Source organism: Corynebacterium sp. HMSC068G04, from assembly GCF_001814885.1.
GTDB classification, from domain to species: domain Bacteria; phylum Actinomycetota; class Actinomycetes; order Mycobacteriales; family Mycobacteriaceae; genus Corynebacterium; species Corynebacterium hiratae.
Genome location: NZ_KV818353.1, coordinates 19,600 through 42,345 on the forward strand (window position 1 = coordinate 19,600; position 22,746 = coordinate 42,345).

A 22,746-nucleotide genomic window follows, 5' to 3' on the forward strand; every position below is an offset into this window, starting at 1 on the left:
GCGAGAGCGCCACACTGACAGCTTCCTGAATTTTAGCCTCTTTCTTCTCACAAGAGCAATGCAAGATGAAATTCATTTCGCACTACTACTCAGGACTTGCTTAAGACGAGAAAACCCTCAAGCCATAAGGCTGAGGGTTTTCACGTGCTAGCAGGTCAGCGTCTACTTCGATGAGCCGACGTGACCGATGCCTTCTTTGAAGATGGTGCCGCGCGGCGGCATCATGCCGCTGAACTTGAACACGATATAGATAGCTACCGCGATGCCCAGGGAGATCCAGCCGAAGCCGGCGGTAAAACCGTACATCACCGACAGCGGCGCGATGATGGTCCAGGAGATCTCGAAGGGGCCGAAGCCAATGTAGGCCATGCCGTACTCCGACAGTGTGCCGGACTTGAGCTTCGGGTCCACGATCTTGAGGATCGCAATGCCGGTAGCCACCGTAGCCGTGGCCCAGCCCCAGCCGAAGATACCGCGCTCGATCCAGCGCTCGCCGAAGAACTCGGCGGGGAACCACATGAGGAAGAATGCGCAGTAAATGGTGCCCAAGACGAAGAGCAGGAGAAGAGCCTGCCAGTAGGCGGCCACGGCGGCCGGCACAATGGCGGCCACGCCGAAGGCAATGAGGTAGTCGGTTGCCGCACCGGACACCGAGCTCACCGTGTCCTTATCCAGGTAATCCTTGGCGCCCACCATGTTCATCACTGCACGGAAGAGCAGGCCCACAACCATGGACATAGCGAACAGCGGGATGGAGACGTTCTCCCACACGGAGGCGATCCCTTTGTTAATGCCATAGGCGGTCATCACGGTCAGGGCGATGAATCCCACGTGGAGGGTGATGGGCTCGATGGCGGAGGGGTTCGTCGTAGCGCGGCCCAGCGAGGGGCGATCCTCCAGGCGCGAGATGTAGCCGCGGCGCAGTTCCTCCGGAAGCTCCTTCGGAACGTGGGAGACCTTGCCCTTACGAATACCCCAGTTACCGGCGACGATACCGCCAATGATGGCGGCCAGCGTACCCACGGTCGCGGAGGTAAAGCCTAGGGAGGCTGCGGCATCTGCACCCACGCCTTCCAGGGCACTGCCAACAGCCGCCGCGGTACCGAAGCCACCCGTGAAGCCGACGGGCAGCATCATGCCGAACCAGTCCGGGGTGTCGAAGGCCGGCTTGAACAGGAGAAGCCCCAAAACAATGAACAGGCCCCACTGGCCGGTGAACATCATGGTGGAGTAGCCCCACATATTGCGGGCACCCTTGCCCATGTTGCCGCCCATCTCCATAGAGTAGGCCATGGAGGCGAAGACTACGGCGATGAGCAGCGAGGTGTAATCACCAAGATTGTCGGAGAAACCGATCCAGCCCAGGACGTTGGGGCCGAAGAGCAGGCCGAGCAGGCCGGCGGTGATGGGTGCAGGCAGCAGCAAATCCTGGAATACGAATTTAATCTGGTGGCGCAAAACGTTGCCGATAACCATGAGCAAAGAAATCCAGCCCACGTCTGTCATGATTGTGAACGCAGAGAATTCTTCCATGCGAAAACTTCCTTCCATGCCGCCCATGGCGGCGTCCTTGAGACGAGACTCACCCTCTTTCGGGAAATGATCCGTTGATTACACTACAACTCCCTTCCCGCTTTTCCACCCCTGGCATATAACCCTAGGGTGATGTAGCTCTACCCCCAGGGGCTAGGATGGGCGGGCATGAGGGAACTGGGTGAGCACCTACGCAACCACGCGGAAGACTATCGCGATGCAGTACACAGGCACTTTTTCGCCACCGTGGCCGAGTCCCGCCAAGTCTTTGCCCTGTCGATGAAGGACACACACCCCTCCATGGCCCCGGCGCTGGCGTGGGTGCTGGAGAATGTGGAGGGCGATGAGGTACAGGGGGACGTCGCTCAGCGCCTGGCACGCATGGGCCGTGATCATCGCCGCCACGGTTTTCCCCCTGAGGTCTATCCGAAATTCGAGGCATCGCTCGTTCACGGGCTGGAGGTTCTGGGGCTTACCCCGTACCAGCACGACGTCGCCACGCGCACCATTTCCCAGGTGTGCTCCATCATGCGCACCGCCGCACAGGAGGCGGACTCGGATGGTGATCCCCCTGCCCACAGCGCCCAGGTGGTGGCTGTTGACAAGCCGAACCGGCGCACCGCGGTGGTCCGGTTGGAATCGGGCGTGGCGCTGGATTACCGCGCAGGGCAGCACGTTCCGGTGACGTCTCAGCTCACGCCCGGCACTTGGCGTCCACTGACCCCGGCGGCACCCCCGGAGGGGTCGGGGCAGCTGATATTCCACCTCGCGCTGGCCGGTGAGGCCTCCTCCATGCTGGCCAAGGCGCAGCCGGGCGATTGGTGGACGCTGGGCGCGCCCGCTGGTGAGCCGCCGCGGCTGGATGACACTACGACACTGATTTCCTTCGGTACCGGCTGGGCGGGCGCGCGGGCGCTGCTTCTCGACGGCCTAGCGAACAACCTTCCCACCGGGCTCCAGGTCTATGCCGTGGCTCCTTCGCCGGGCGAGCACTATGACACGGAATTCCAGGCTAACCTGCAGGCTGTGGCTCCAGGCCTGCAGCTGCGCCACATCGTCCGGGATGGCCAGGACCCCTGGCTACTCGGCGCACAACCGGCCGCCGCAGGCTTCGATCCCGTGGTGGCCAAGGAGCCGATGGAACCGGTGCTCGCTGAGGGAACTGACCGCCGCTTCGTGCTCATCGGCCCGGCCGACCGCGTCGAGCTAGCCCAGGCGGCTCTGCTTTCGGGCGGCGTTGCAGAGGAAGCAATCACCACCGATAGTTGGCAGCGCGGCCACGAGTGGGCGGCCTCCGCTGCGGAGCTCGACGGCTGGGGCGATGACTGGGAAGCCTGGGCGGCGTGGAAGAAATCCCAGTGGGCATAGGCGCTCAAAACGCCTATGTGTGCAAACGGTGCTTAGGCGCTTAGGCGTCCAAGACGGGGAGGGACTGGCGGACCTTTACCACGGTGTCTGGGTCCACCTCGCCGTAGAGAATTTCCGGCTCGTAGCCGGCCTCGGCACGGCGCGTGCCGTCCGGTGTCACGAGGACGGAATGCCCGATACCAGTCGGCCCGGAGGCCTGCCCAGCCTTGGCCTCGCCGCCGGGGCGCGCCTGGCCGGCGGCCAGGATGAACGTCGTGGAATCGAGCGCCCGCGCTGCGCTGAGCAGGCGCCACTGTTCCAGCTTGCCCGGGCCATCCGCCCAGCTGGTGGGCACGACGATGAGCTGGGCGCCCCGGCGGGCGAGTTCCTTGAACTGCTCAGGGAAGCGGATGTCATAACAGGTGGCCACGCCCACGGTGAGGTCACCGGCCTCGAAGGTAACGAGTGATTCGCCCGGCCGGACGGTATCGGATTCCTTGTATTTGAAGGCATCGTAGGTGTGGATTTTCTCGTAGCCGCTGAGGACTCCGGGCCCGGCGATGAGCGCGACGTTGGCCACGCGGTTGATGGTTTTCTCACCGCGCTCGACGGTATCCGCCGGGGCGAACATTCCCAGGACCACGTACACGCCGAGTTCTTCCGCTAGGGCGCGCACCGCGGTGGCGGTGGGGCCATCGAGCCCCTCCGCGTTCGTATCGAGGCGTCCGGAGTCGAAGCTTTGGGTGGTAGCTTCCGGCAGGACGATGAGCTGCGCGCCGTTATCCGCGGCTTCCCGGATCTTGTCGAGTGCTACGGCGAGGTTCTTTTCAACGTCCCCGGTGCTGGTCAATTGAACTGCTGCTACCTTCATGCGGCCCACGGTAGACGAGCCCGGACTAGTTATCCACAGATTTCGCGGATTCAGTGCCGCAGTCCTTTACTGCGGGTGGGCTGCTGGCGCAGTCTCAATGCTATGAACCATCTCGCCATTGACCGCGGTGCCCGCCAGCAGATCCGCTCCCTCTTCGACCATTCCTCCCCCACCGCTTTGCCCTCCGTGCGGCAGCCTCCCCGGACCGCACGTGCCTTGGAGATCCTCGGCGCGCGGTGGGAGGAGTCACGAAGGCTCAGCGAGAGTGCGCGGCGAGCACAATTGGAGGAGCTGGACCGCTTCGTGGGTGTGGCCCAGGATGTCGATGTGGAGCTTTCTTCTTTCTTGGGAGACACCCAATGAGCGCAGCAGCGACATTGCGTGCGGAAGCTTACCGTTTGGAGGATTACGCCGTTGAGCTGTCCCGATATATCGATGCCTCGCACCATTATTGGGTAGCTCTATCGATATCCGGGGCGGCCGCGGACGCAGCGCGCGGCACCCTCCACAGCGCCACCGATGCACTGCGGGGGCCGGCGCAGCAGATGCGCGTGGCGGCACACATCGTGAGCCTTTATGCGCCGTTGATGGAGCGGATTGAGCAGCTGCGCGCCCGAGCCCTTCGGCTCGCTGCGGTTCCCGCTCTTGCGGAGCCCGTCAGCGCGGTGCTGGGGCACCTCGACACGCTGGCCGATGCCCTCGACTGGGCCTGCGCCCGTCAGCTGAGCGCCTTGTGCACCCCGGAGCTGGGTGAGCCGCCGACCCGCCTGGAGGATTTCAGCGAGCTATCCCTTGCGGAGTTGCATGAGGTCCAGCTGACCATGGCCAGCGAGGAGGTCCGCTCCCTGATTGCAGCTAATCCGGACCTCACCGTGCTGGAGGCCAGTCCCGGGCGGCTGGTGGTGCTCGTCGACCCAGAGAATATCGGCACGCATGCGGCCCAAGTCAGCACGTTTGTGGGCGGGGTTGGCTCCTCCGAGCCTGGTAGCTGGGCCACCGCAGTGGAGCGCGCCCGCGCCATCGCCCGCGCCACGCATGGGCCCGCCGTGGCATGGATTGGCTATGCTGCTCCCTCGTCGCTGTCCCGCGCGGCACACGAGGAGCCGGCGCGCCGCGGCGCTGTCGAACTCATCCGCTTCCAGCGCGCCCTGCGGCAACGCTTCCCTGGTGCCCAGCACATGGTGATCGGCTACTCCTATGGTTCCGTGGTGGCGGGCAAGGCTGCGCAGCAGGACTATGTTGCGGATGACGTCGTACTCGTCGGCAGCCCGGGCGCCTCCGTGGCTCACGCCTCGCAACTGCACGGCCGGGTTTGGAGCGCACGCAACGCCGAGGATCCGATCGCCGCAACCACCGGACCGCGCGGCGGCATCCACGGCCCAGATCCTTCCTCCCCTGCCTTCGGCGCCACCGCGGTGCCGGGCGCGAGCGGGCTACCGGGCGATCATGGCTCCTATTGGAAAGACCCCGCATTTCTGCGGGGTCTGGGGGTCATAGCCAGCAGATATTAGAACAGGCCGGCCTGCTCCTCAGAGTAGGACACCAGCATGTTCTTGGTCTCCTGGTAGTGAGCGAGCATCATGAGGTGGTTCTCGCGGCCGATGCCGGATTCCTTGTAGCCACCGAACGCACTGTGGGCGGGGTACACGTGGTAGTGGTTGACCCACACGCGGCCGGCCTGGATTTCGCGGCCGGCGCGGTAGCAGGTGTTCTGATGGCGCGACCACACACCGGCGCCGAGGCCGAAGTTGGTGTCGTTGGCAATCTGGATGGCTTCCTCGAAGTCCTTGAATGTAGCCACGGAGAGCACCGGACCGAAGATTTCCTCGCGGAAGATGCGCATGTCATTGGTTCCACGGAAGACGGTCGGCTCAATGTAGTAGCCGTTCTCCAAGCCTTCCACCTTGTTCACGTGGCCACCGATGAGGGTTTCCGCGCCTTCCTTCGGGCCGATCTCGAGGTATTCGGTGATCTTGTCCATCTGCTCCTGGGATGCCTGCGCGCCCATCATCGTTTCGGTATCGAGCGGGTGACCGATCTTGATCTTCTTCACACGCTCCACGGCCATCTCCAGGAACTTATCCGCGATGTCCTCGTGGATCAGCGCGCGCGATGGGCAGGTGCAGACCTCGCCTTGGTTGAGGGCGAACATGACGAAGCCCTCGACGCACTTCTCCAGGTAGGCATCGTCCTTGTCCATGATGTCCGCGAAGAAGATAGACGGCGACTTGCCGCCGAGTTCCAGGGTGACCGGGATGACCTTGTCCGCAGCGGCCTTGTTGATGATCTTGCCCACCGGGGTGGAGCCGGTGAAGGCAATCTTGGCGATGCGGTCCGAGGTGGACAACGCCACGCCCGCTTCCTCACCAATGCCGTTGACGATGTTGAGCACGCCCTTCGGCAGGAGGTCCTCGATGATCTCAATGAGCAGCAGGATGGAGGTCGGGGTCTGCTCGGCGGGCTTCATCACGATGGTGTTGCCCGCAGCCAGCGCCGGCGCGATCTTCCACGCCGCCATGAGCAGCGGGAAGTTCCACGGGATGATCTGGCCCACAACACCCAGCGGCTCGTGGAAGTGGTAGGCCACGGTGTCCTGGTCAATCTGCGACAGACGGCCCTCCTGCGCACGGATGGCGCCGGCGAAGTAGCGGAAGTGGTCGACCGCCAGCGGGATGTCGGCGGCGAGGGTCTCGCGCACGGCCTTGCCGTTCTCCCAGGTCTCCGCGACGGCGATCTTTTCCAAGTTCTCCTCGATGCGGTCCGCAATGCGGTGCAGCAGAAGCGCGCGCTCTGCCGGGGTGGTCTTGCCGAAGGTCTCGAAAGCCTTCTCCGCGGCATCGATGGCCAAGTTGATATCGGCTTCCTTGCCGCGGGCCACCTGGCAGAAAACCTCACCGGTCACCGGGGTGATGTTGTCCATGTACTCGCCGTCGACCGGCGGTACCCACTCGCCGCCGATGTAGTTGTCGTAGCGCTCGCGGAAGTTGACGATGGCATCAGGGGTGCCTGGGTTTGCGTACAAAGTCATAAGCCTAGTGCCTTTCTCGTGGATTCAGTACCGTCACGGTGGCCGCCCGCACAAACGCATCTACACGTGACGGTCGACACAACGCTGGACGCGAGTGTAGCTATAAGTATTGCCAAATTCACGTTTTTAATGAGGAAAGCTTTTCTTCAGGGCACCTGTTCCCAAACGGCCCCAAACCTACTGCCCAAAGGTGCCTATCTGACAAAGTTCGAAGGCCTGCCGCAAATTTGGGCACGATCTTTGGCAACAACGGCACTTCTTAAGCTTTTAAGCGAAGAGCACGCGGTCTTAGGCCGGGCAGAGCAGGCTGGCTCTAAAACGAAAAGAACCCCCTCACAGGAGGGGGAAGTGCCTAGCTGCCGCGGCGGCGGTTGCGCCGCGGCGTCCACATCACCACGGAGGTAGAACGCGGTACGTGAACCAGCTCGCCGCGCGAAGGTCGCGCCTGGCTGCGCAGGCGGTCGACCTCCGCCTGCAGCTCATCGCGCTCGGCCGCGAGGCGGTCCCGTTCCGCAGTCAGCTCGATGATGGATTTAATGCCGGCCAGATTCACGCCATCATCTTGCGAGAGCGTCTGAATCTTGCGCAAGAGCTCGATGTCGCTCTCGGAATAGCGGCGCCCACCCCCGGAGGTGCGGGCTGGGGAGACCAGCCCCATCCGGTCATAGGTGCGCAATGTTTGAGCGTGCATGCCGGAAAGTTCCGCGGCAACAGAGATGACGTACATCGCCTTGGGCTGAGCCGCATCGGTTCGATTTGTGTCGTCCTTGCTCATCTCACACCTCCTACTAGCGCGTCACCGTGTTGCCGGCCCAGCCGGCACGCGGATCAAATCCGGAGTCCTTCTCCGCCTGCGCGTAATTGCGCAGCGCCGAGGAGGCAGCAGCATCCAGGGTGGAGGGCACCGTAACTTGTACGGTCACCATGAGGTCACCGGCCTTGCCGCCGCGCTTGGCCACACCGCGGCCCTTCACGCGCAACGTGCGGCCATCGGGCGTGCCTGCGGGCACCTTCACGCGTACGGGTGAATCGAGGGTCGGCACCGTAATGGTGTCGCCCAAGGCCAGCTCCGCGAAGGAGACGGGGACGGTGACGTGCAGGTCATCGCCCTCCCGGGTGAAGACCTTGTCGGGCTTTACCGTGACCGCCACGAAGAGGTCACCAGACGGCGTGCCATTCGGGCCCGCTTCGCCCTGACCAGCAAGGCGTACCTTCTGGCCATCGATCACGCCTGCGGGGATGCGCACCGTGATGGAGCGGGTGCGGTGCACCGTTCCGGAACCGGAACAATCAGCGCACGGATCCTCGGCGCGCTGGCCGGTGCCGTCACAGTCCGTGCACGGCGCCGAGAAACCGAAGGTACCGCGCTGCTCAGAGGTGAAACCGGTGCCATTGCACGTCGAGCACGTCGACAGCTTGCCACTCTTCGAACCGGAGCCATGGCACGTGGTGCAGGGAGCTTCGCCGCTGAGCTGCAGCGGAATGGTAGTTCCCTTCGCCGCCTCGCGGAAGTCGAGGGTTATTTGTGTTTCGACGTCGGCCCCCCGCGACGGCCGAGCTGTGTGGCCAGCACCACCGCCGCGGTTGAAAACGCCACCGAAGATATCCCCAAGACCGCCGCCTTGAGACGCTCCTCGAGCGGATCCTCCGAAGATGTCCGAGATGTCGAATTCTTGCGCACCCGGTCCACCCATGTGCGTGGATCGAAACCCGCCGGGAAACCCGGCGCCTCCTCTCCGTCCAAAGCCACCGCCGCGCATCATGGCCTTGAACTGGTCATAGTCCTTGCGGGTCGCTTTATCTGAGAGCACGTCATAGGCCTCAGCCACCTGCTTGAATTTCTCCGCCGCCGCGGGGTTATCCGGGTTGGCATCGGGGTGGTTCTGGCGGGCCAGCTTGCGGTAAGCGTGCTTAATCTCTTCGGCGGTAGCGGATGAGGAGACCCCCAGATCCGCGTAATAATCCTTGTCTGCCCATTCTGGCTTAGCGTTCACTGGGCATCTCCTCCTTTCAGGAGAGTCGATTCATGGTTGGGTTTTAAGATTTTTTGCTAAGTAAAAAGCTAACTAAGTAGAGAAAAGAAGAGTGGCGCCAAGGAACATTGAGCCCTGACGCCACCTGCAATACCTATTCTGCGTTGTCCGAGCTATCCGGACTCTCAGCGGTATCGGCTGACTCTGCAGGGTCGGCGATAATCACCATGGCGGTGCGCACAACGCGCTCCCCCACCGTGTAGCCGCGGCGCAGAACCGTGCCGATGACCTGCTCGTCACCGGTGGACAAGTCCTGGACCGCTTCGTGCACCTCGGGGTCGAAGGCATCGCCCTCGGCGCCGAACGGGGTCAGCTGGTTCTTGGTCAGCACGCCCGTGAGCTTGTCCGCGATGGCCTTGAGCGGGCCCTCGTTGAGGTCACCGTGCTGGCGAGCAAGCTCCATGTCATCAAGGATTGGCAGGAAGTCTGCCAAGACCTTGGCCTTGGTGGTCTCGATCACGGCCTGGCGGTCGCGCTCGGTGCGGCGGCGGTAGTTGGTGTACTCCGCGTTGAGGCGCTGCAGGTCCTCGGTGCGCTCAGCCAGCTGAGCCTCCAGGGAATCCTCTGCAACGGTGTCCTCACCAGCGGCCGCTTCTTCGGTGATGTCGCGGGCGGCATCCTCAACCGCGGCCTCTGCCTCAGCGGTGTTCGCAGTGGCAGCATCGGCCTGCGCCTCAGCAGTGTTCGTCGTGGCGTCATCCACGACGCCGTCAGCAGAAGCAGCCTCGGCGGCGGCAGCCTCCGCAGCCTCAGCGGAGGTTGCCTCAGGGTCGGTGTTGGCCGGGTTGCCCGGGTCCTGAGGGGAGGTCATGGTTTACTTCTCCTTGTTCTCGTCGTCCTCGTCGACAACCTCGGCGTCGACGACGTTCGGGTCACCAGCGGTCTCGCCAGCAGCAGCGCCCTCGGCACCTGCTTCAGCAGCCTGTGCCTCGTACAGGACCTTGCCCAGCTCCTGAGACTCGGTGCCGAGCTTCTCGACGGCCGACTTAATCGCCTCAATGTCATCACCCTTGAGGGCTTCGTCGACGGCGTCGGCAGCCTCGGTCACGCGGGTCTTGAGGTCCTCCGGCAGCTTGTCGGCGTTCTCATCCATGAACTTGCGGGTCTGGTAGGAGGTGGATTCCGCCTGGTTGCGGGTCTCCTGCTCCTCGCGGCGCTTCTTGTCCTCCTCGGCGTGAGCCTCGGCATCCTTGACCATGCGGTCGATCTCCTCCTGGGACAGGCCGGAACCATCCTGAATCTTGATGGTGTTCTCCTTGCCGGTGGCCTTGTCCTTAGCAGAGACGGAGACGATGCCGTTGGCGTCGATGTCGAAGGTGACCTCAATCTGCGGTACGCCGCGCGGTGCCGGGGCGATGCCGCCGAGCTCGAAGGAGCCGAGCAGCTTGTTGGCGGAAGCCATCTCACGCTCGCCCTGGTAGACCTGAATCTGCACGGAAGGCTGGTTGTCATCAGCCGTGGTGAAGGTCTCGGACTTCTTGGTCGGGATGGTGGTATTGCGCTCGATGAGCTTGGTCATCACGCCGCCCTTGGTCTCGATGCCGAGGGAGAGCGGGGTGACGTCGAGAAGCAGCACGTCCTTGACCTCACCGCGCAGGACACCTGCCTGCAGAGCAGCGCCGACTGCCACGACCTCGTCCGGGTTAACGCCCTTGTTCGGGTCCTTGCCGGTCATTTCCTTCACCAGCTCGGACACAGCCGGCATACGGGTGGAGCCACCGACGAGAACCACGTGGTCAACCTGGGACAGGGACAGGCCAGCATCCTTGATAACCTGGTTGAACGGCTCCTTGGTGCGGTCCAGCAGGTCCTGGGTGATCTTCTGAAACTCGGTGCGGGACAGGGTCTCATCCAGGAAGAGCGGGTTCTTCTCCGCGTCCACCGTGATGTACGGCAGGTTGATGTTGGCGGACTGGGAGGAGGACAGCTCAATCTTGGCCTTCTCCGCAGCCTCGCGCAGGCGCTGGACGGCGCGCTTATCCTTGGTCAGGTCAACGCCCTGGGAAGCCTTGAACTTATCCACGAGCCAGTCGACGATGCGCTGGTCCCAGTCGTCACCACCGAGCTGGTTGTCACCAGCGGTAGCCATAACCTCAACCACTCCGTCACCGATCTCCAGCAGGGAGACGTCGAAGGTACCGCCACCCAGGTCGAAGACCAGGATGGTCTGCTCCTGCTCGCCCTTCTCCAGGCCGTAGGCCAGTGCAGCGGCGGTCGGCTCGTTAACAATACGCAGGACGTTGAGGCCTGCGATCTGGCCGGCCTCCTTGGTGGCCTGGCGCTGGGAGTCCTCGAAGTAAGCCGGGACGGTAATAACGGCGTCGGTAACGTCCTCACCCAGGTAAGCCTCGGCGTCGCGCTTCAGCTTCATCAGCGTGCGGGCCGAAATCTCCTGCGGGGTGTACTTCTTGTCATCAATGTCGATGGTCCAGTCAGTACCAATGTGGCGCTTGACGGAGCGGATGGTGCGGTCAACGTTGGTGACCGCCTGGTTCTTAGCGGACTGGCCGACGAGGATTTCGCCGTTCTTGGCGAAAGCCACGACGGACGGGGTGGTGCGGGAACCCTCCGAGTTAGCGATAACGGTGGCCTCGCCACCTTCCAGAACGGATACGACCGAGTTGGTGGTACCGAGGTCAATTCCTACTGCGCGTCCCATAATCTTTTCTCCTTGCTTGTTGGGGTTTGTTCTTAAGTTGATAGTGCGCGACTCAACTTCCGCCGCGTTCAGGGTTGAACTCTAACAGAAGCGGCACCCATTGTCATCCAAACCTGAGCGCCGGTCACTCAACCTACACAACGCGGGCAAACCCAAAGTTGTTCCCGATCCACTCAACTTTTTTTAATTACCGCCCACACGCTGGGAAAACAAAACCGGTTTGGCGGAAACTCACCCCACAGGGACGATTGCTGGCTCACCGTCCACATCTACAACGCGGACTGTCAGCCCATAGAGTTCCTCAATAAGGGCAGGGGTAATGACGTCGCGCGGCACGCCCGCGTCCCACACCTTTCCATCTTTCATCGCCACGACGCGATCCGCATAGCGCAATACATGCGCCAAGTCATGAATGACCGCAATGAGGGTTTTGTTTCCTGCCAGCTGCCGCATCAGCCGCATGAAGGAATGCTGGTATCCAATGTCAAGCGCGCTCGTTGGCTCATCCAAGAAGAGCACAGGCGTTTCCTGGGCGAGGGCCATGGCCAACCAAGCACGCTGACGCTGACCGCCAGACAACGCCGCTACCTCGGCCGTCTCCAGTTGTTCAAGGCCCACCTTTGCTAGCGCACGACTAACGGCACGCTCGTCCTCCTGGCTCCTCCACCCCATAAATCCTTGGTGGGCGAATCGCCCGCGCGCAACCAGTTCCCTGACATTGATCCCTTCGGGAGCTATGGATTGCTGCGACATCACGGCGACACGCCGAGCGTAGCTTCGCCGAGAGAATGCGGCTGCATCTTCTTCGCCAATGCACACCGCGCCCGCGTTCGGCATTTCCAACCGCGCCAACACCTTCACCAAAGTGGATTTTCCACAACCATTGGGGCCGATAATGGCAGAAAATTTCCCGGCCGGAAAAGACACATCCACCGAGTCGAGAATTAGCGGGGCAGTCCTCCCGTAGGACATGCTCACCCCCTCAGCCCGCACGCTCGGCGCACCGTCACATACTTTTTGCTGGTTCACTTTACTGACCTTTCATTCCGGCAGCTCGGGATTGCCACAGCAGCAGACCCGCCAGATAGATGCCACCGGCGCACACCGTAATAAGACCGGCAGGCAGAGTAATTGGGAAAAACAGTCGCTGCCCTGCTAAGTCGGCAGCGAGCAAGAAAAGAGCACCGAGGACTCCAGAGAGCAACACCGGTGTCCTGTCTGGACGCGAGAGCAACCGAGCCATATGCGGGGCCGCGAGGGCGATAAATGAGATTGGACCCGCTATCGCCGTCGATACAGCGACAAGAACTGTGCCAACCAGAACCATCACCACACGTGCACGACTCACGTTCAACCCCAACGCACTCGCCGCGCTATCCCCCAGGGCAAGCGCGTCGCACCAGCCACGCAGCAGCAACCCAGCGACGCACGCCGCGCCTCCCAGCACCCCCAATGGAATAACTCGTGCCCAGGACACAGCATTCAATGTTCCAGCAGCCCAAGTCGCCGCGCCTAAGGATTGCTCCAACTCACCGCTAAGAATCAACCACTTGTTTATTGCTGAAAGAAAGAACGTCACTCCAATCCCCACCACAATCAGTCTTGCTCCCGTAAGCCTTCCTGCAAATGAAAGCCCCATGATGAGTAACGCAGTGAGAGCCCCACCCACCAATGCGCCTAGCGCAATGTTGAACGCGGAGCTAAAGCCCGCCAAGGAAACCGCGATGACACCGGTATAGGCACCGGTATTAAACCCGATGATGTCGGGCGACCCCAGAGGATTGTGAGTAAGGATCTGAAAGATGGCGCCCGCTATGCCCAAACACATTCCTACGACAATCGCAGCAACCACCCGCGGAGCACGCCATTGCCACACGACGGTGGCCGCAAAGTCAGTGCTATTGGGATTCGTAGCCACGGACCACAACGCTGCGCTTTCTTGCCCGGCACCAGGCGAGAAGAGCGAATAGGCAGCAATAGCCAGCGCGACGATCACAATGCCCGTAAAGGACAAAACACTTCTCACGCTCACAATCACAGCCTCCTTCCAGCGCGATGGGACAGCGCAATCAATACTGGGGCACCAATGAGCGACACCGTGACGCCAGCCGGCAACTCAGCAGCAGTGAGGTAGCGCCCCACAATATCGGCTCCCAACAAAAACAAAGGCCCCACCACGGCAGCGGCGACAAGCTGTGCCCGTTCTTCATATATCCCGCACAGCCTGACAACATGCGGGATGACTAATCCGACAAATACAATCACCCCCGCCGCTGCGGTAGCGGTAGCAGCCAACACTGTTACCGCCGCGACAAGTCCCAAACGAGTCAGTTTGAGGTTGATACCGAGACCCGCCGCAACGTCATCCCCCAGAGCAAGGGGCGGCAAATGGCGCGCAAAGGCAATCAGCAGCACCACACCAACTGCTAACCCGCCGGCTGTAATCGCCACCGGTGTCCACGAGGCCACGTCAACAGAGCCCGTCACCCACGCGCGGATACGTGCAAAAGAGTGCGGATCTACCAGGATGAGAGCGGAGGAAAGCCCTTCACATACCGCCCCGATGGCTACACCTGCAAGAATCAGTCTCAGCGGATCAACATCGCCAGCTCTGCCACGCCCTACCGCGGTGACCAGCAGCATGGTCACTGCCGCACCGATGATGGCTGCGAGCGAAAAAGCAAAAGGTGATTGCCACCCCCACCAGCCCAGAGCAATGGCCGCGGCCAAGCTGGCGCCTACGTTAATCCCGAAAACTCCGGTATCTGCCAAAGGGTTGCGCGTCATAATCTGCAGAACTGCACCAGCGAGAGCCAAAGCACAGCCCGCACAAACGGCCACGAGAGTACGGGGAAGCCGCCTCTCCCACACGATCGAGGAAGCTATACCAGGCTGACCTCGAAGGGCGGCCAACACGTCACTGAAAGGAATGCTGCGCGCCCCCAACGCCAGCGACAGCCCCACGCCGATACAGAGAATGGCAAGGCCAGCAACTACTACCCGACCAAGACGCCGAGTATTTCCCTTTCCGGTGTGCACCCCCTGCTCAATCACCAACACCACCCAAACACCTTCATACGCTCACGTTTCCTTAGCTTGACCTAATTTAGGTTAGGCTACCTTTTATGACTACTCGAAAGAAAATCGCGTCTCACATCCCACTCCTCCGCCTTACCGCTGTTGGCCTTACCGCAGCGCTAGCTCTCACCGGTTGCGCCAGCCTCGAAAACGCCGATTCAAACACCGGCGGGTCCAGCTCATCCTCTCCAGCAGAGAAGGAAACAGGAAAATCCAACTCCGCCGCAGGAAATGACTCCGTGGCAACTGGTGGCGAGGGCTTTGCTGGAGCCAGAGAGAAGACCCAATCCTTTGGCAGCGATGCAGCTCCCGGCCAGTTCCCCCGCACCGTCACACATGCCCGTGGTACGACCGAGCTCAAAGAGAAGCCTCAACGAGTAGTCGTTCTCGAAAGCGGCGAGCTCGACTCCGTCCTTGCCCTTGGCATGAAGCCAGTCGGCATGACCACGTCTAAGGGTCAGAACCCCGTCCCCGATTACATGGCCGACAAAGCAAGTGACATCGAAACGGTAGGCACGATCAACGAAGTCAATATGGAAAAGATCGCCTCACTACAACCGGACCTCATCATCGGCTCGCAGCTGCGCATGGATAAGTATTATGACCAATTCAGCTCCATCGCGCCTACCGTTTTCTCGATTCGCCCTGGGTACACTTGGAAAGAAAACTTCCACCTGATCGGTGAAGCCCTCGGCGAGGAAGAGCGCACCGAACAAGTCATGGCCGACTACGACAAGAAGATCGAAGAAGTAAAGAAGGTCATTAAGGACGGGCCAGCTAGCGAAGACACCACCGTCACCATTCTGCGCTTCATGCCGGGCAAAGTACGCCTCTACGGGCGCCTTTCACTCATTGGAACGGTGCTTGATGACGCCGGCCTCGCCCGCCCCGCCAACCAGGACATCGAAGAGCTCGCTGCAGAAATCTCACCGGAGAACATTGACCAAGCGGACGCCGACTACATCTTCTACTGCAGCTACGGAGATCCCTCCGCCACCGGCCAAGACACCGCCATTTCCACTGCGGCGTTCCAGCAGCTTCCAGCGGTTAAAGACGGCCATGCTATCGAGGTCAGCGACGATACGTGGGCACTCGGCCTAGGTCCAATGGGCGCACAGAAGATCGCGACAGATCTCACGGAGTATCTCAGTCACTAACACGGGGGTAGCAACCTCCCCTCAAAACAACACCTGTGGGATTGACTCACCCCAACATAAGGGGCTAGCTTTCATATAAGCGAGATGGGTTACATGTCTGCACCCACTGTGTGGCGGACCATGTTAAAGGCGCCTATTTTTCGCTGGCCCGGCCAAGCCACCGCTTGGCCGTTTCCCCACGCAAGAAGGGTGGTCACATATGAATGCTTACTTCATTAGACAGCGTCGTTCTTCCGACCGGCCTCCAGTTGTGCACGCCAACGTTAAGTAAGCCCTCTTATCACACAAACTGGACAGGCTAATCAGCGCCGCACAGAGCTTGAGCAACTGCTGGACTCGATAGTTTGTGTTCTTTCCGCATTCCATAAGGCTGTACCAGTGTGCCTTGAGACCCATAAAGGTTGTAATCCATGACTAACGATGCTCATACCCCCGTGCCCGAATCCACCGACATCGACGCCGCGCTGATCGACGCCGCCGCGGCCCAAGCCCACTCCTGGCTCGCCTCCACTGCCGACGAACAGGATCCGGCCACAGAACAGCTCGCTGACTTATTGCGCAACCCGGACGGAGTGGCCTTCACCATGGACTTCGTCGACCGCGTCATGCGCCCCGAAGATGACAAGGTAGCCGCCCACGCACTGAAGTCCGTCACCACCACCTACGATGCTTCCTTCCTCGGCCTCATCAACGGATCGCTGGTGGGCCTGGGTGGCTTCTTCGGCCCGATCCTGCCCAACCTGGTCATGCCGCTGGCCCGCATGCGCATGCGCCAGATGGTCGGCCACCTGGTCCTCGACGCTGAGAGCGATGCCCTGAACAAGACCCTGGACAAGGCCGCCGAGTCCGGCGAGCAACTCAACCTCAACCTCCTCGGCGAGGCCGTGCTGGGTGATGCGGAAGCGCGCTCCCGCGCTGAGCGCACCCTCAAGCTCATCAAGAACCCGCGCGTGACCTACGTGTCCGTCAAGGCTTCCTCCATGGTGGCCCAGCTCAACCCCTGGGATATCGAGGGTTCCTTGGTCCGCCTCAAGGAGCGCCTGCGCCCGCTGTACGAGGCCGCCGCGCGCCGCCCGGACAAGGTCTTCATCAACCTGGATATGGAGGAATACCACGACCTCCACCTCACCGTGCGCCTGTTCACCGAGCTGCTCAGCGAGCCGGAGTTCATCAACCTCGAGGCCGGCATCGTGCTGCAGGCCTACCTGCCGGATACCTTCGACGCTCTGACGCACCTCGCCGAGTTCGCTAAGCAGCGCGTGGCCGAGGGCGGCTCCCACATCAAGATTCGCATCGTCAAGGGCGCAAACCTTTCCATGGAGCACGTCCAGGGCGAGATCCACGGCTGGCCGGCAGCGCCCTATGTCACCAAGGATGAGGTGGACGCCAACTACTACCGCCTGCTCGACTACATCCTGCGCCCCGAGTTCGCCGATTGCGTGCGCATCGGCGTGGCCACCCACAACCTCTACACCGCGGCGTTTGCCTACAAGCTGGGCACCAAGCGCGGCGTGATGCGCATGATGGATTCCGAGATGCTCCAAGGCATGTCCCCGGCCCAGCAGACCGCGGTCCGCGAGGCCTTCGAGGGCCGCCAGATCCTCTACACCCCGGTGGTGCACATGGAGGACTTCGACGTCGCCGTCTCCTACCTGGTGCGCCGCTTGGAGGAGAACTCCGCTCCGCAGAACTTCCTCTACGCCCTCTTCGCCCCGGAGGAGCAGGCGCTGAAGGACCAGGAGGAGGTCTTCCGCGAGGCCGTCGCGCAGCGCTGGGATACCTTCGCCGGCCCGCGCCGCACCCAAAACCGCCTGGAGGAGGCCGAGCAGGCAGCCGGCCGCCAGGCACCGCGCACCGGGCGCTTCGCCAACGAGCCGGACACCGACCCAGCCCTGGAGGCTAACCGCGAGTGGGCGCTTAAGGCGCTGGCCAGCGACCCGGGCGAGCACGGGGTGGACGAGGTGACGGATACGGGGGTCGTCGACAAGCACGTGGCCCGCGCCGCTGAGCTCGGCGCCGAGTGGGGCTCCCGTCCTGCCGAGGACCGCGCCCGCGCGCTCGAGGCCGTGGCCGATGTGCTGGCCAACCGCCGCGGCGAGTTCATCTCCGTGGCCGCCTACGAGGCCAATAAGACTGTCACGCAGACCGACCCGGAAATCTCCGAGGCCATCGACTTCTGCACCTACTACGCGCAGTCCGCGCGCCTGCTGGAGAACTACGCCGCCGAGTTCACGCCCTACCGCGTGACCGTGGTGACCCCGCCGTGGAACTTCCCGGTGGCCATCCCCACCGGCGGCATCGCGGCCGCCCTGGCTGCGGGTTCCGCCGTCATCATTAAGCCTGCGCCGCAGGTCGTGCACTGTGCGAAGCTCGTCGTGGACGCCTTCCGCGCCGGCCTCGAGGCACAAGGCCTCGACCCGGATCTGGTCCAGCTCGTCTTCACCGACGAGGGTGATGCCGGCCGCGCTCTGGTCTCCCACGGCGACGTCGACGCCGTCATCCTCACAGGCGCTTCCGATACCGGCAAGCTCTTCCGCTCCTGGAAGCCGGAGCTCAACATCATGGCGGAGACCTCCGGCAAGAACGCGCTCATCATCACCCCGTCCGCGGACCCGGACCTGGCCATTCAGGACCTGTACCTCTCCGCCTTCGGCCACTCCGGCCAGAAGTGCTCGGCGTCCTCCCTGGTTATCTTTGTGGGCGCGGCCGGCGAGTCGCAGCGCCTGCGCTCCCAGCTTGTCGACGCCGTCGAGACCCTCATCACCGGCCCCGGCTACGACATCACGACGACGATGAACGGCCTGGCCGAAGCCCCGGGCGAGAAGCTGCTGCGCGGCCTGACCCAGCTGGAGCCGGGTGAAAAGTGGCTGGTGAAGCCGAAGAAGCTCAACGAGGAAGGCACCCTGTGGTCGCCGGGTATTCGCGATAACGTGCGCCCCGGCTCCTGGTTCCACGTCAACGAGTGCTTCGGCCCGGTGCTTGGCATCATGCACGCGGAGACCCTGGAGGAGGCCATCGAGTGGCAGAACTCCACCGGCTACGGCCTCACCGGCGGCATCCACACGCTGGATAACGATGAGATCGATTACTGGCTCGAGCGCGTGGAGGTGGGCAACGCCTACGTCAACCGCGGTATTACCGGCGCGATTGTGCAACGCCAGTCCTTCGGCGGCTGGAAGCAATCCGTCATGGGCCCGGGTGCCAAGGCCGGCGGCCCGAACTATGTCGCGCAGTTCGGCACCTGGTCCGAGGGCCCGCTGCGCCCCTTCGACGTGGATATCTCGCAGCCGGTGGCGGCCCAGCTGCGTGCCTTCGGTGACCTCGATCTCTCGGAGGAGGACACCGCCTGGCTGTGGCGCGCAGCAGAGCTCGACGAACTGGCCTGGCAGCAGGAGTTCGGCCGCAAGCACGACCGCTCCGGCCTGGTCTGCGAGGCCAACGTCTTCCGCTACCGCCCGGTGCTGACCCCGCTGCAGGTGCGCATCGCCTCGGACGCCGCGCTTCGCGACGTCTCCCGCCTCGCCCTCGCCGCCACCCGCACCGACTCCCCGGTGCGCTTCAGCGCCGCCCCGGAGAAGGCTGCGGAGCTGCGTGGACTGGGCTTTAAGGTCGACGCCGTGGAAGCAGAAACCTTCGCCCGTGAGGTCGCTCGCCTGGAGTCGGGCCGCGTGCGCGTCGTTGGTTCCGTGGAGCCGGGCCTCTTTGAGGCAGCGGTGGAATCCAACTCCGTGGTCTTGGACCAGCCGGTGTTGGCCGATGGCCGCCGCGAGCTTCTGCCCTTCCTCCTCGAGCAGGCGGTCTCGGTGACGATGCACCGCTTTGGCATCATCCGCCAGGTAAGCAGCATCCGCGCATAGCTCGTTTCTGCGCTCATATGAGAAGATGGAGCGCATGAGAAACAACAATGGTGACGGTGCCCGCCCGGGCACCGACCCCCAGCCCTCCACGGCCTCTGACGCGGCGGCGTCCACTGCGGCTTCTGAAGCCGCAGAACAGTCCGCTGCTGCGAAGCCCATCAGCGAAGAAGCCGCCCTCCCGGTGTCAAAGACCGATGACAAGTCCCGCGTCCTCGGGCGCGACGCCATCTCCCTGGCCAAGGTGTGCTTGATCTTCATCATCGTGGTGGCGGGCGTCGGCCTAGCCGGCTACCTGCTGAAGTTCATCTGGGTAGGCCTGCTGCCGGTCATCCTGGCCATCCTGGTGTGCACGGTGCTCTTCCCCGTGACCAACTGGTTGCGCGCGCACAAGTTCCCCCGCGCGCTGGCCGCCATCACCACGCTGCTGGGCTTTTTGGCCATCATCGGCGGCGTGTTCGCAGCAATGGCCCCAGTGGTCTCCTCTCAGGGTGCGTCCCTGGTCAGCCAAGCTGAGGGCGGCTTGAACAAGCTCGTCGATATGGCCAAGGACCTGCCCATTGAGATTGATGCAGCGAAGGTCCAGGAAGTGTTGGATGACGCCATGGCTTTCCTCAAGGGCCAAGCTTCCAACATCGCCACCGGGGTGATTTCCGGTGTATCGATGGCCAGCTCCATCGCCATGGCGCTCGCCATCATGCTCTTCGTCGCCTTCTTCATCCTCAAGGACGGCGATAAGTTCCTGCCGTGGCTGCGCACCTACTCCGGCTACTCCGCGGGCTGGCACGCCACTGAGCTGCTGACTCGCGTGTGGAATACGCTGTCCGGCTTCATTCAGGCACAAGCAGCCGTCGCGGCTGTCGACGGCCTCCTCATCGGCCTCGGCCTCTGGGTCCTCCAGGTTCCGCTGGCTCTCGTCATCGGCGTGGTGACCTTCTTCGCCAGCTTCATCCCAGTCATCGGTGCGGTCACTGCGGGTGCTTTGGCCGTCATCATCGCGCTGGTTTCAGATGGCCTCACCAAGGCCCTCTTGGCACTTGCCCTCATCATCATTGTCCAGCAGGTGGAGGGCAACGTGCTCCAGCCGATGCTGCAGTCCAAGGCCATGGGACTGCACGCAGCAATGGTGCTGCTCTCCGTGACCGTGGGTTCCGCCCTGGCGGGCATCATCGGCGCTTTCCTGGCCGTCCCGGTGGCGGCCACCATTGCCGTGGTTTTCCGCTACCACCAGGAAATGGCCAGCCTGCGCGCCGGCGAAATCGAAGCCAAGAACATCAAGATTTCTACGTCAGAGGGCCACGACACCGTCATGGAGCTCTACGAGAAGCTGGAAGCCAGCAGCGCCCGCTAGCCAAAGCTGCAGCGCAGCTTTCATGGCTCTCCCTGGCCGTATAACTGCCCTATCTGCCAAAACCAGTGCTCCCGCTTCAATGGCGGGGCATAACTCTGTCAGCTAGGGCAGTTTCCGTGTCGAGGGCCTAGTCCGCGGTTACCGTGCCAAAAGCGACGGCCAGCTCCTCCGCGGCGCGATCGAGCACCGAAGCCCACGAGCCGTAGGATTCCTCATTCGCGGTATCCGATACCTGCTTGAGCAACGTGCACGGCACACCGAACTTTCGGCACACCGCGGCGATGGCGTAGCCCTCCATGTCGCACAGCGCGGAATCTTGGGCAAGGCGCGTGCGGGTAGGGGTGTCCGAGATGAAGGAATCGCCCGTCGCCAGAGTCTCAGTGGGCAGCTTTCCGGAGGTCTCTAATTCAATGACCTCGGGGAGGAGATAACGAGAGACGTCGCTGAGCACCTCCAAGTGGAAGTCGTGCTTGCGAACGTGCGAGATCTCGAAGACGCCAGCGAGATCGTCGCGAAGCGCGCCCGCGGTACCGATATTGATGACGCGCTCCGGCAGCTGCTGCGCTGAGGCCAAAACCGCCGTCAGCTCGATGGCGGCGGGCACCGTACCAATACCCGTGATGAGCAGCGGCGCTCCCTGAGGCACATGCGCGGCTTCAGCGTCCACGGCGGCGACGAACAAGGTACGACCAGAAAGATTCTCCATGCCTGCGAGACTACCCGGTGGCCCGAGGAGTGCTCTCCACATCTCTGTTCTGAGCGTTGCGGCCACTTGTAGGGTCTGGAACCACACCGAGACCTCAGAAAGGAGAACACCATGTTCACCCCACGAGTATTCGCCGCAACCGCACTGCTGTGCTTCCCCCTTATCGCCTGCAGCAGCCCCGAAGAAGCCCAAGCCAGCCCCGTAGTCTGCGAGGCAGGAAACGCACACGCGGCTTTCAACGACAACATCGCCCAAGTCCCGCAGTGGAATGGCCACAACTGGGCTCTGGTTGATTCCTCCCACTTCGATCCATGCGCGGAGCTGAGCTGGCAGACCATTTCCATCGAAGGTGCAACGGCCTCCTCGCCGCACCACATCATGCTCTTCCACTACGGCGAGTACATCGGCACCGCCACCGCCGAGCCCTATGGCTTCTTCCCCAGCGTGGAGCGGGTCAATGGCAACGAGATTTCCGTAACCTATCACTGGCTACAAGAGGGCGATGCCAATGCCGCGCCGACGGGAGAGACACACGCCGGCTTCCGTTGGGACGAGGCCCAGCACAAAGTCATCATGAGCGGCGATGTTCCGCCGATGGGCTAGATAAGATAGAGCTAGTCGTGCGCCCTATATGAGGCGCACACACTAGGAAAGGAACATCAATGTTTAGGTCCGCCTTCATCGGCGCTGCCCTTATCTGCCTCCCGCTGGCCGCCTGTTCCCAGGACAACGCGGCGCAGGATTCTGCGGACTCGCCGATGTTCAATTCCGTGCAGAGCAGCGCAACGGATAGCACTCCGGATAACGCAGAGGGCGCCGAGGGCCCCGCTGCATCGTCGCCGGCCGCGGGTGCCTCGCCGACGTTGCCCGCCGAGTCCCCTACAGACGATGCGGAATCCTGCCAGGATATCGACGCCCACGCGGCCTATGAATCAGGCATTGGCACGGTTCCACCGTGGAATGACAACAACTGGACGCTGGTGGATTTCTCGCAGTTCGATCCCTGCGCGGAGCTGAGCTGGCAGACCATCAGCATCGAGCGTGGAACGTCCTCCTCGCCGTACCACATCATGCTCTTCCACAAGGGCGAGTACCTGGGCACCGCCACCGCCGAGCCCTATGGCTTCTT

19 protein-coding genes are annotated in these 22,746 nt (G+C 62.5%); 8 read left to right on the plus strand and 11 right to left on the minus strand.

Features of this window, described 5'->3' with window-relative positions:
- Nucleotides 1-162 precede the first annotated feature (162 nt).
- Entirely contained in the window at nucleotides 163-1,533 is a 1,371-nt protein-coding gene (locus tag HMPREF2993_RS12485) for a sodium/glutamate symporter (protein WP_070702742.1), read from the minus strand.
- A 168-nt stretch (nucleotides 1,534-1,701) separates the two neighbouring features.
- Between HMPREF2993_RS12485 and HMPREF2993_RS12490 the strand changes: the two genes are divergently transcribed.
- A complete protein-coding gene (locus tag HMPREF2993_RS12490) occupies nucleotides 1,702-2,901 on the plus strand; it encodes an FAD-binding oxidoreductase (protein WP_070702647.1) in 1,200 nt (399 codons plus the stop codon).
- Nucleotides 2,902-2,941: 40 nt separating this feature from the next.
- Here the strand turns inward: HMPREF2993_RS12490 and HMPREF2993_RS12495 are convergent, their stop codons facing one another.
- Entirely contained in the window at nucleotides 2,942-3,751 is an 810-nt protein-coding gene (locus HMPREF2993_RS12495; protein ID WP_070702649.1) for a carbon-nitrogen hydrolase family protein, read from the minus strand.
- A gap of 102 nt (nucleotides 3,752-3,853) precedes the next feature.
- On the opposite strand from HMPREF2993_RS12495, the gene HMPREF2993_RS12500 reads away from it, so the two are divergent.
- Both HMPREF2993_RS12500 and HMPREF2993_RS12505 read left to right on the plus strand, forming a co-directional pair.
- Nucleotides 3,854-4,114 (plus strand): hypothetical protein, encoded by a 261-nt coding sequence (locus tag HMPREF2993_RS12500; protein ID WP_070702651.1) that lies wholly within the window; start codon nucleotides 3,854-3,856, stop codon nucleotides 4,112-4,114.
- The gene (locus tag HMPREF2993_RS12505) at nucleotides 4,111-5,262 is read left to right on the plus strand and encodes an alpha/beta hydrolase (protein ID WP_070702653.1); all 1,152 of its coding nucleotides are present in this window, start codon (nucleotides 4,111-4,113) and stop codon (nucleotides 5,260-5,262) included. Before HMPREF2993_RS12500 ends, HMPREF2993_RS12505 begins: the two co-directional genes overlap by 4 nt.
- On the opposite strand, the gene HMPREF2993_RS12510 is transcribed toward HMPREF2993_RS12505, so the two are convergent.
- From HMPREF2993_RS12510 to HMPREF2993_RS12545, 8 genes are all read right to left on the minus strand, one after another.
- Nucleotides 5,259-6,779: an acetaldehyde dehydrogenase ExaC gene (locus HMPREF2993_RS12510; protein ID WP_070702655.1), complete on the minus strand. Its 1,521-nt coding sequence runs from the start codon at nucleotides 6,777-6,779 to the stop codon at nucleotides 5,259-5,261. The genes HMPREF2993_RS12505 and HMPREF2993_RS12510 overlap by 4 nt on opposite strands.
- 352 nt (nucleotides 6,780-7,131) lie before the next feature.
- The gene (locus HMPREF2993_RS12515) at nucleotides 7,132-7,554 is read right to left on the minus strand and encodes a heat shock protein transcriptional repressor HspR (RefSeq protein ID WP_070702657.1); all 423 of its coding nucleotides are present in this window, start codon (nucleotides 7,552-7,554) and stop codon (nucleotides 7,132-7,134) included.
- Between the two features lie 13 nt (nucleotides 7,555-7,567).
- Nucleotides 7,568-8,773, minus strand: coding sequence for a molecular chaperone DnaJ (dnaJ, locus tag HMPREF2993_RS12520; RefSeq protein WP_070702658.1), 1,206 nt, complete (start codon nucleotides 8,771-8,773; stop codon nucleotides 7,568-7,570).
- Nucleotides 8,774-8,906: 133 nt separating this feature from the next.
- Nucleotides 8,907-9,623, minus strand: coding sequence for a nucleotide exchange factor GrpE (gene grpE, locus HMPREF2993_RS12525; protein WP_070702660.1), 717 nt, complete (start codon nucleotides 9,621-9,623; stop codon nucleotides 8,907-8,909).
- A gap of 3 nt (nucleotides 9,624-9,626) precedes the next feature.
- A complete protein-coding gene (dnaK, locus tag HMPREF2993_RS12530) occupies nucleotides 9,627-11,471 on the minus strand; it encodes a molecular chaperone DnaK (protein WP_070702662.1) in 1,845 nt (614 codons plus the stop codon).
- A gap of 231 nt (nucleotides 11,472-11,702) precedes the next feature.
- Nucleotides 11,703-12,500: an ABC transporter ATP-binding protein gene (locus HMPREF2993_RS12535; RefSeq protein ID WP_070702664.1), complete on the minus strand. Its 798-nt coding sequence runs from the start codon at nucleotides 12,498-12,500 to the stop codon at nucleotides 11,703-11,705.
- Nucleotide 12,501: 1 nt separating this feature from the next.
- Complete coding sequence (locus tag HMPREF2993_RS12540; protein ID WP_232745432.1) at nucleotides 12,502-13,509, minus strand: FecCD family ABC transporter permease; 1,008 nt, start codon at nucleotides 13,507-13,509, stop codon at nucleotides 12,502-12,504.
- On the minus strand, nucleotides 13,506-14,534 hold the full coding sequence (locus HMPREF2993_RS12545; RefSeq protein WP_369799722.1) for a FecCD family ABC transporter permease: 1,029 nt from the start codon (nucleotides 14,532-14,534) through the stop codon (nucleotides 13,506-13,508). The genes HMPREF2993_RS12540 and HMPREF2993_RS12545 overlap by 4 nt, the downstream gene beginning before the upstream one ends.
- A gap of 62 nt (nucleotides 14,535-14,596) precedes the next feature.
- Between HMPREF2993_RS12545 and HMPREF2993_RS12550 the strand changes: the two genes are divergently transcribed.
- The 3 genes from HMPREF2993_RS12550 to HMPREF2993_RS12560 all read left to right on the plus strand — a co-directional run bounded on the left by HMPREF2993_RS12550 (nucleotide 14,597) and on the right by HMPREF2993_RS12560 (nucleotide 20,911).
- The gene (locus HMPREF2993_RS12550; protein ID WP_046647137.1) at nucleotides 14,597-15,706 is read left to right on the plus strand and encodes an ABC transporter substrate-binding protein; all 1,110 of its coding nucleotides are present in this window, start codon (nucleotides 14,597-14,599) and stop codon (nucleotides 15,704-15,706) included.
- Between the two features lie 410 nt (nucleotides 15,707-16,116).
- A complete protein-coding gene (locus tag HMPREF2993_RS12555) occupies nucleotides 16,117-19,563 on the plus strand; it encodes a bifunctional proline dehydrogenase/L-glutamate gamma-semialdehyde dehydrogenase (RefSeq protein ID WP_070702666.1) in 3,447 nt (1,148 codons plus the stop codon).
- Nucleotides 19,564-19,597: 34 nt separating this feature from the next.
- The gene (locus HMPREF2993_RS12560; RefSeq protein WP_198531360.1) at nucleotides 19,598-20,911 is read left to right on the plus strand and encodes an AI-2E family transporter; all 1,314 of its coding nucleotides are present in this window, start codon (nucleotides 19,598-19,600) and stop codon (nucleotides 20,909-20,911) included.
- A gap of 127 nt (nucleotides 20,912-21,038) precedes the next feature.
- On the opposite strand, the gene HMPREF2993_RS12565 is transcribed toward HMPREF2993_RS12560, so the two are convergent.
- Nucleotides 21,039-21,617: a nucleosidase gene (locus HMPREF2993_RS12565; protein ID WP_070511004.1), complete on the minus strand. Its 579-nt coding sequence runs from the start codon at nucleotides 21,615-21,617 to the stop codon at nucleotides 21,039-21,041.
- 111 nt (nucleotides 21,618-21,728) lie between these two features.
- Between HMPREF2993_RS12565 and HMPREF2993_RS12570 the strand changes: the two genes are divergently transcribed.
- Complete coding sequence (locus tag HMPREF2993_RS12570; RefSeq protein WP_070511002.1) at nucleotides 21,729-22,220, plus strand: LppP/LprE family lipoprotein; 492 nt, start codon at nucleotides 21,729-21,731, stop codon at nucleotides 22,218-22,220.
- A 59-nt stretch (nucleotides 22,221-22,279) separates the two neighbouring features.
- Nucleotides 22,280-22,746, plus strand: a 467-nt coding sequence (locus tag HMPREF2993_RS13285) for an LppP/LprE family lipoprotein (protein WP_070702668.1), incomplete at its 3' end; no start/stop codon positions are given.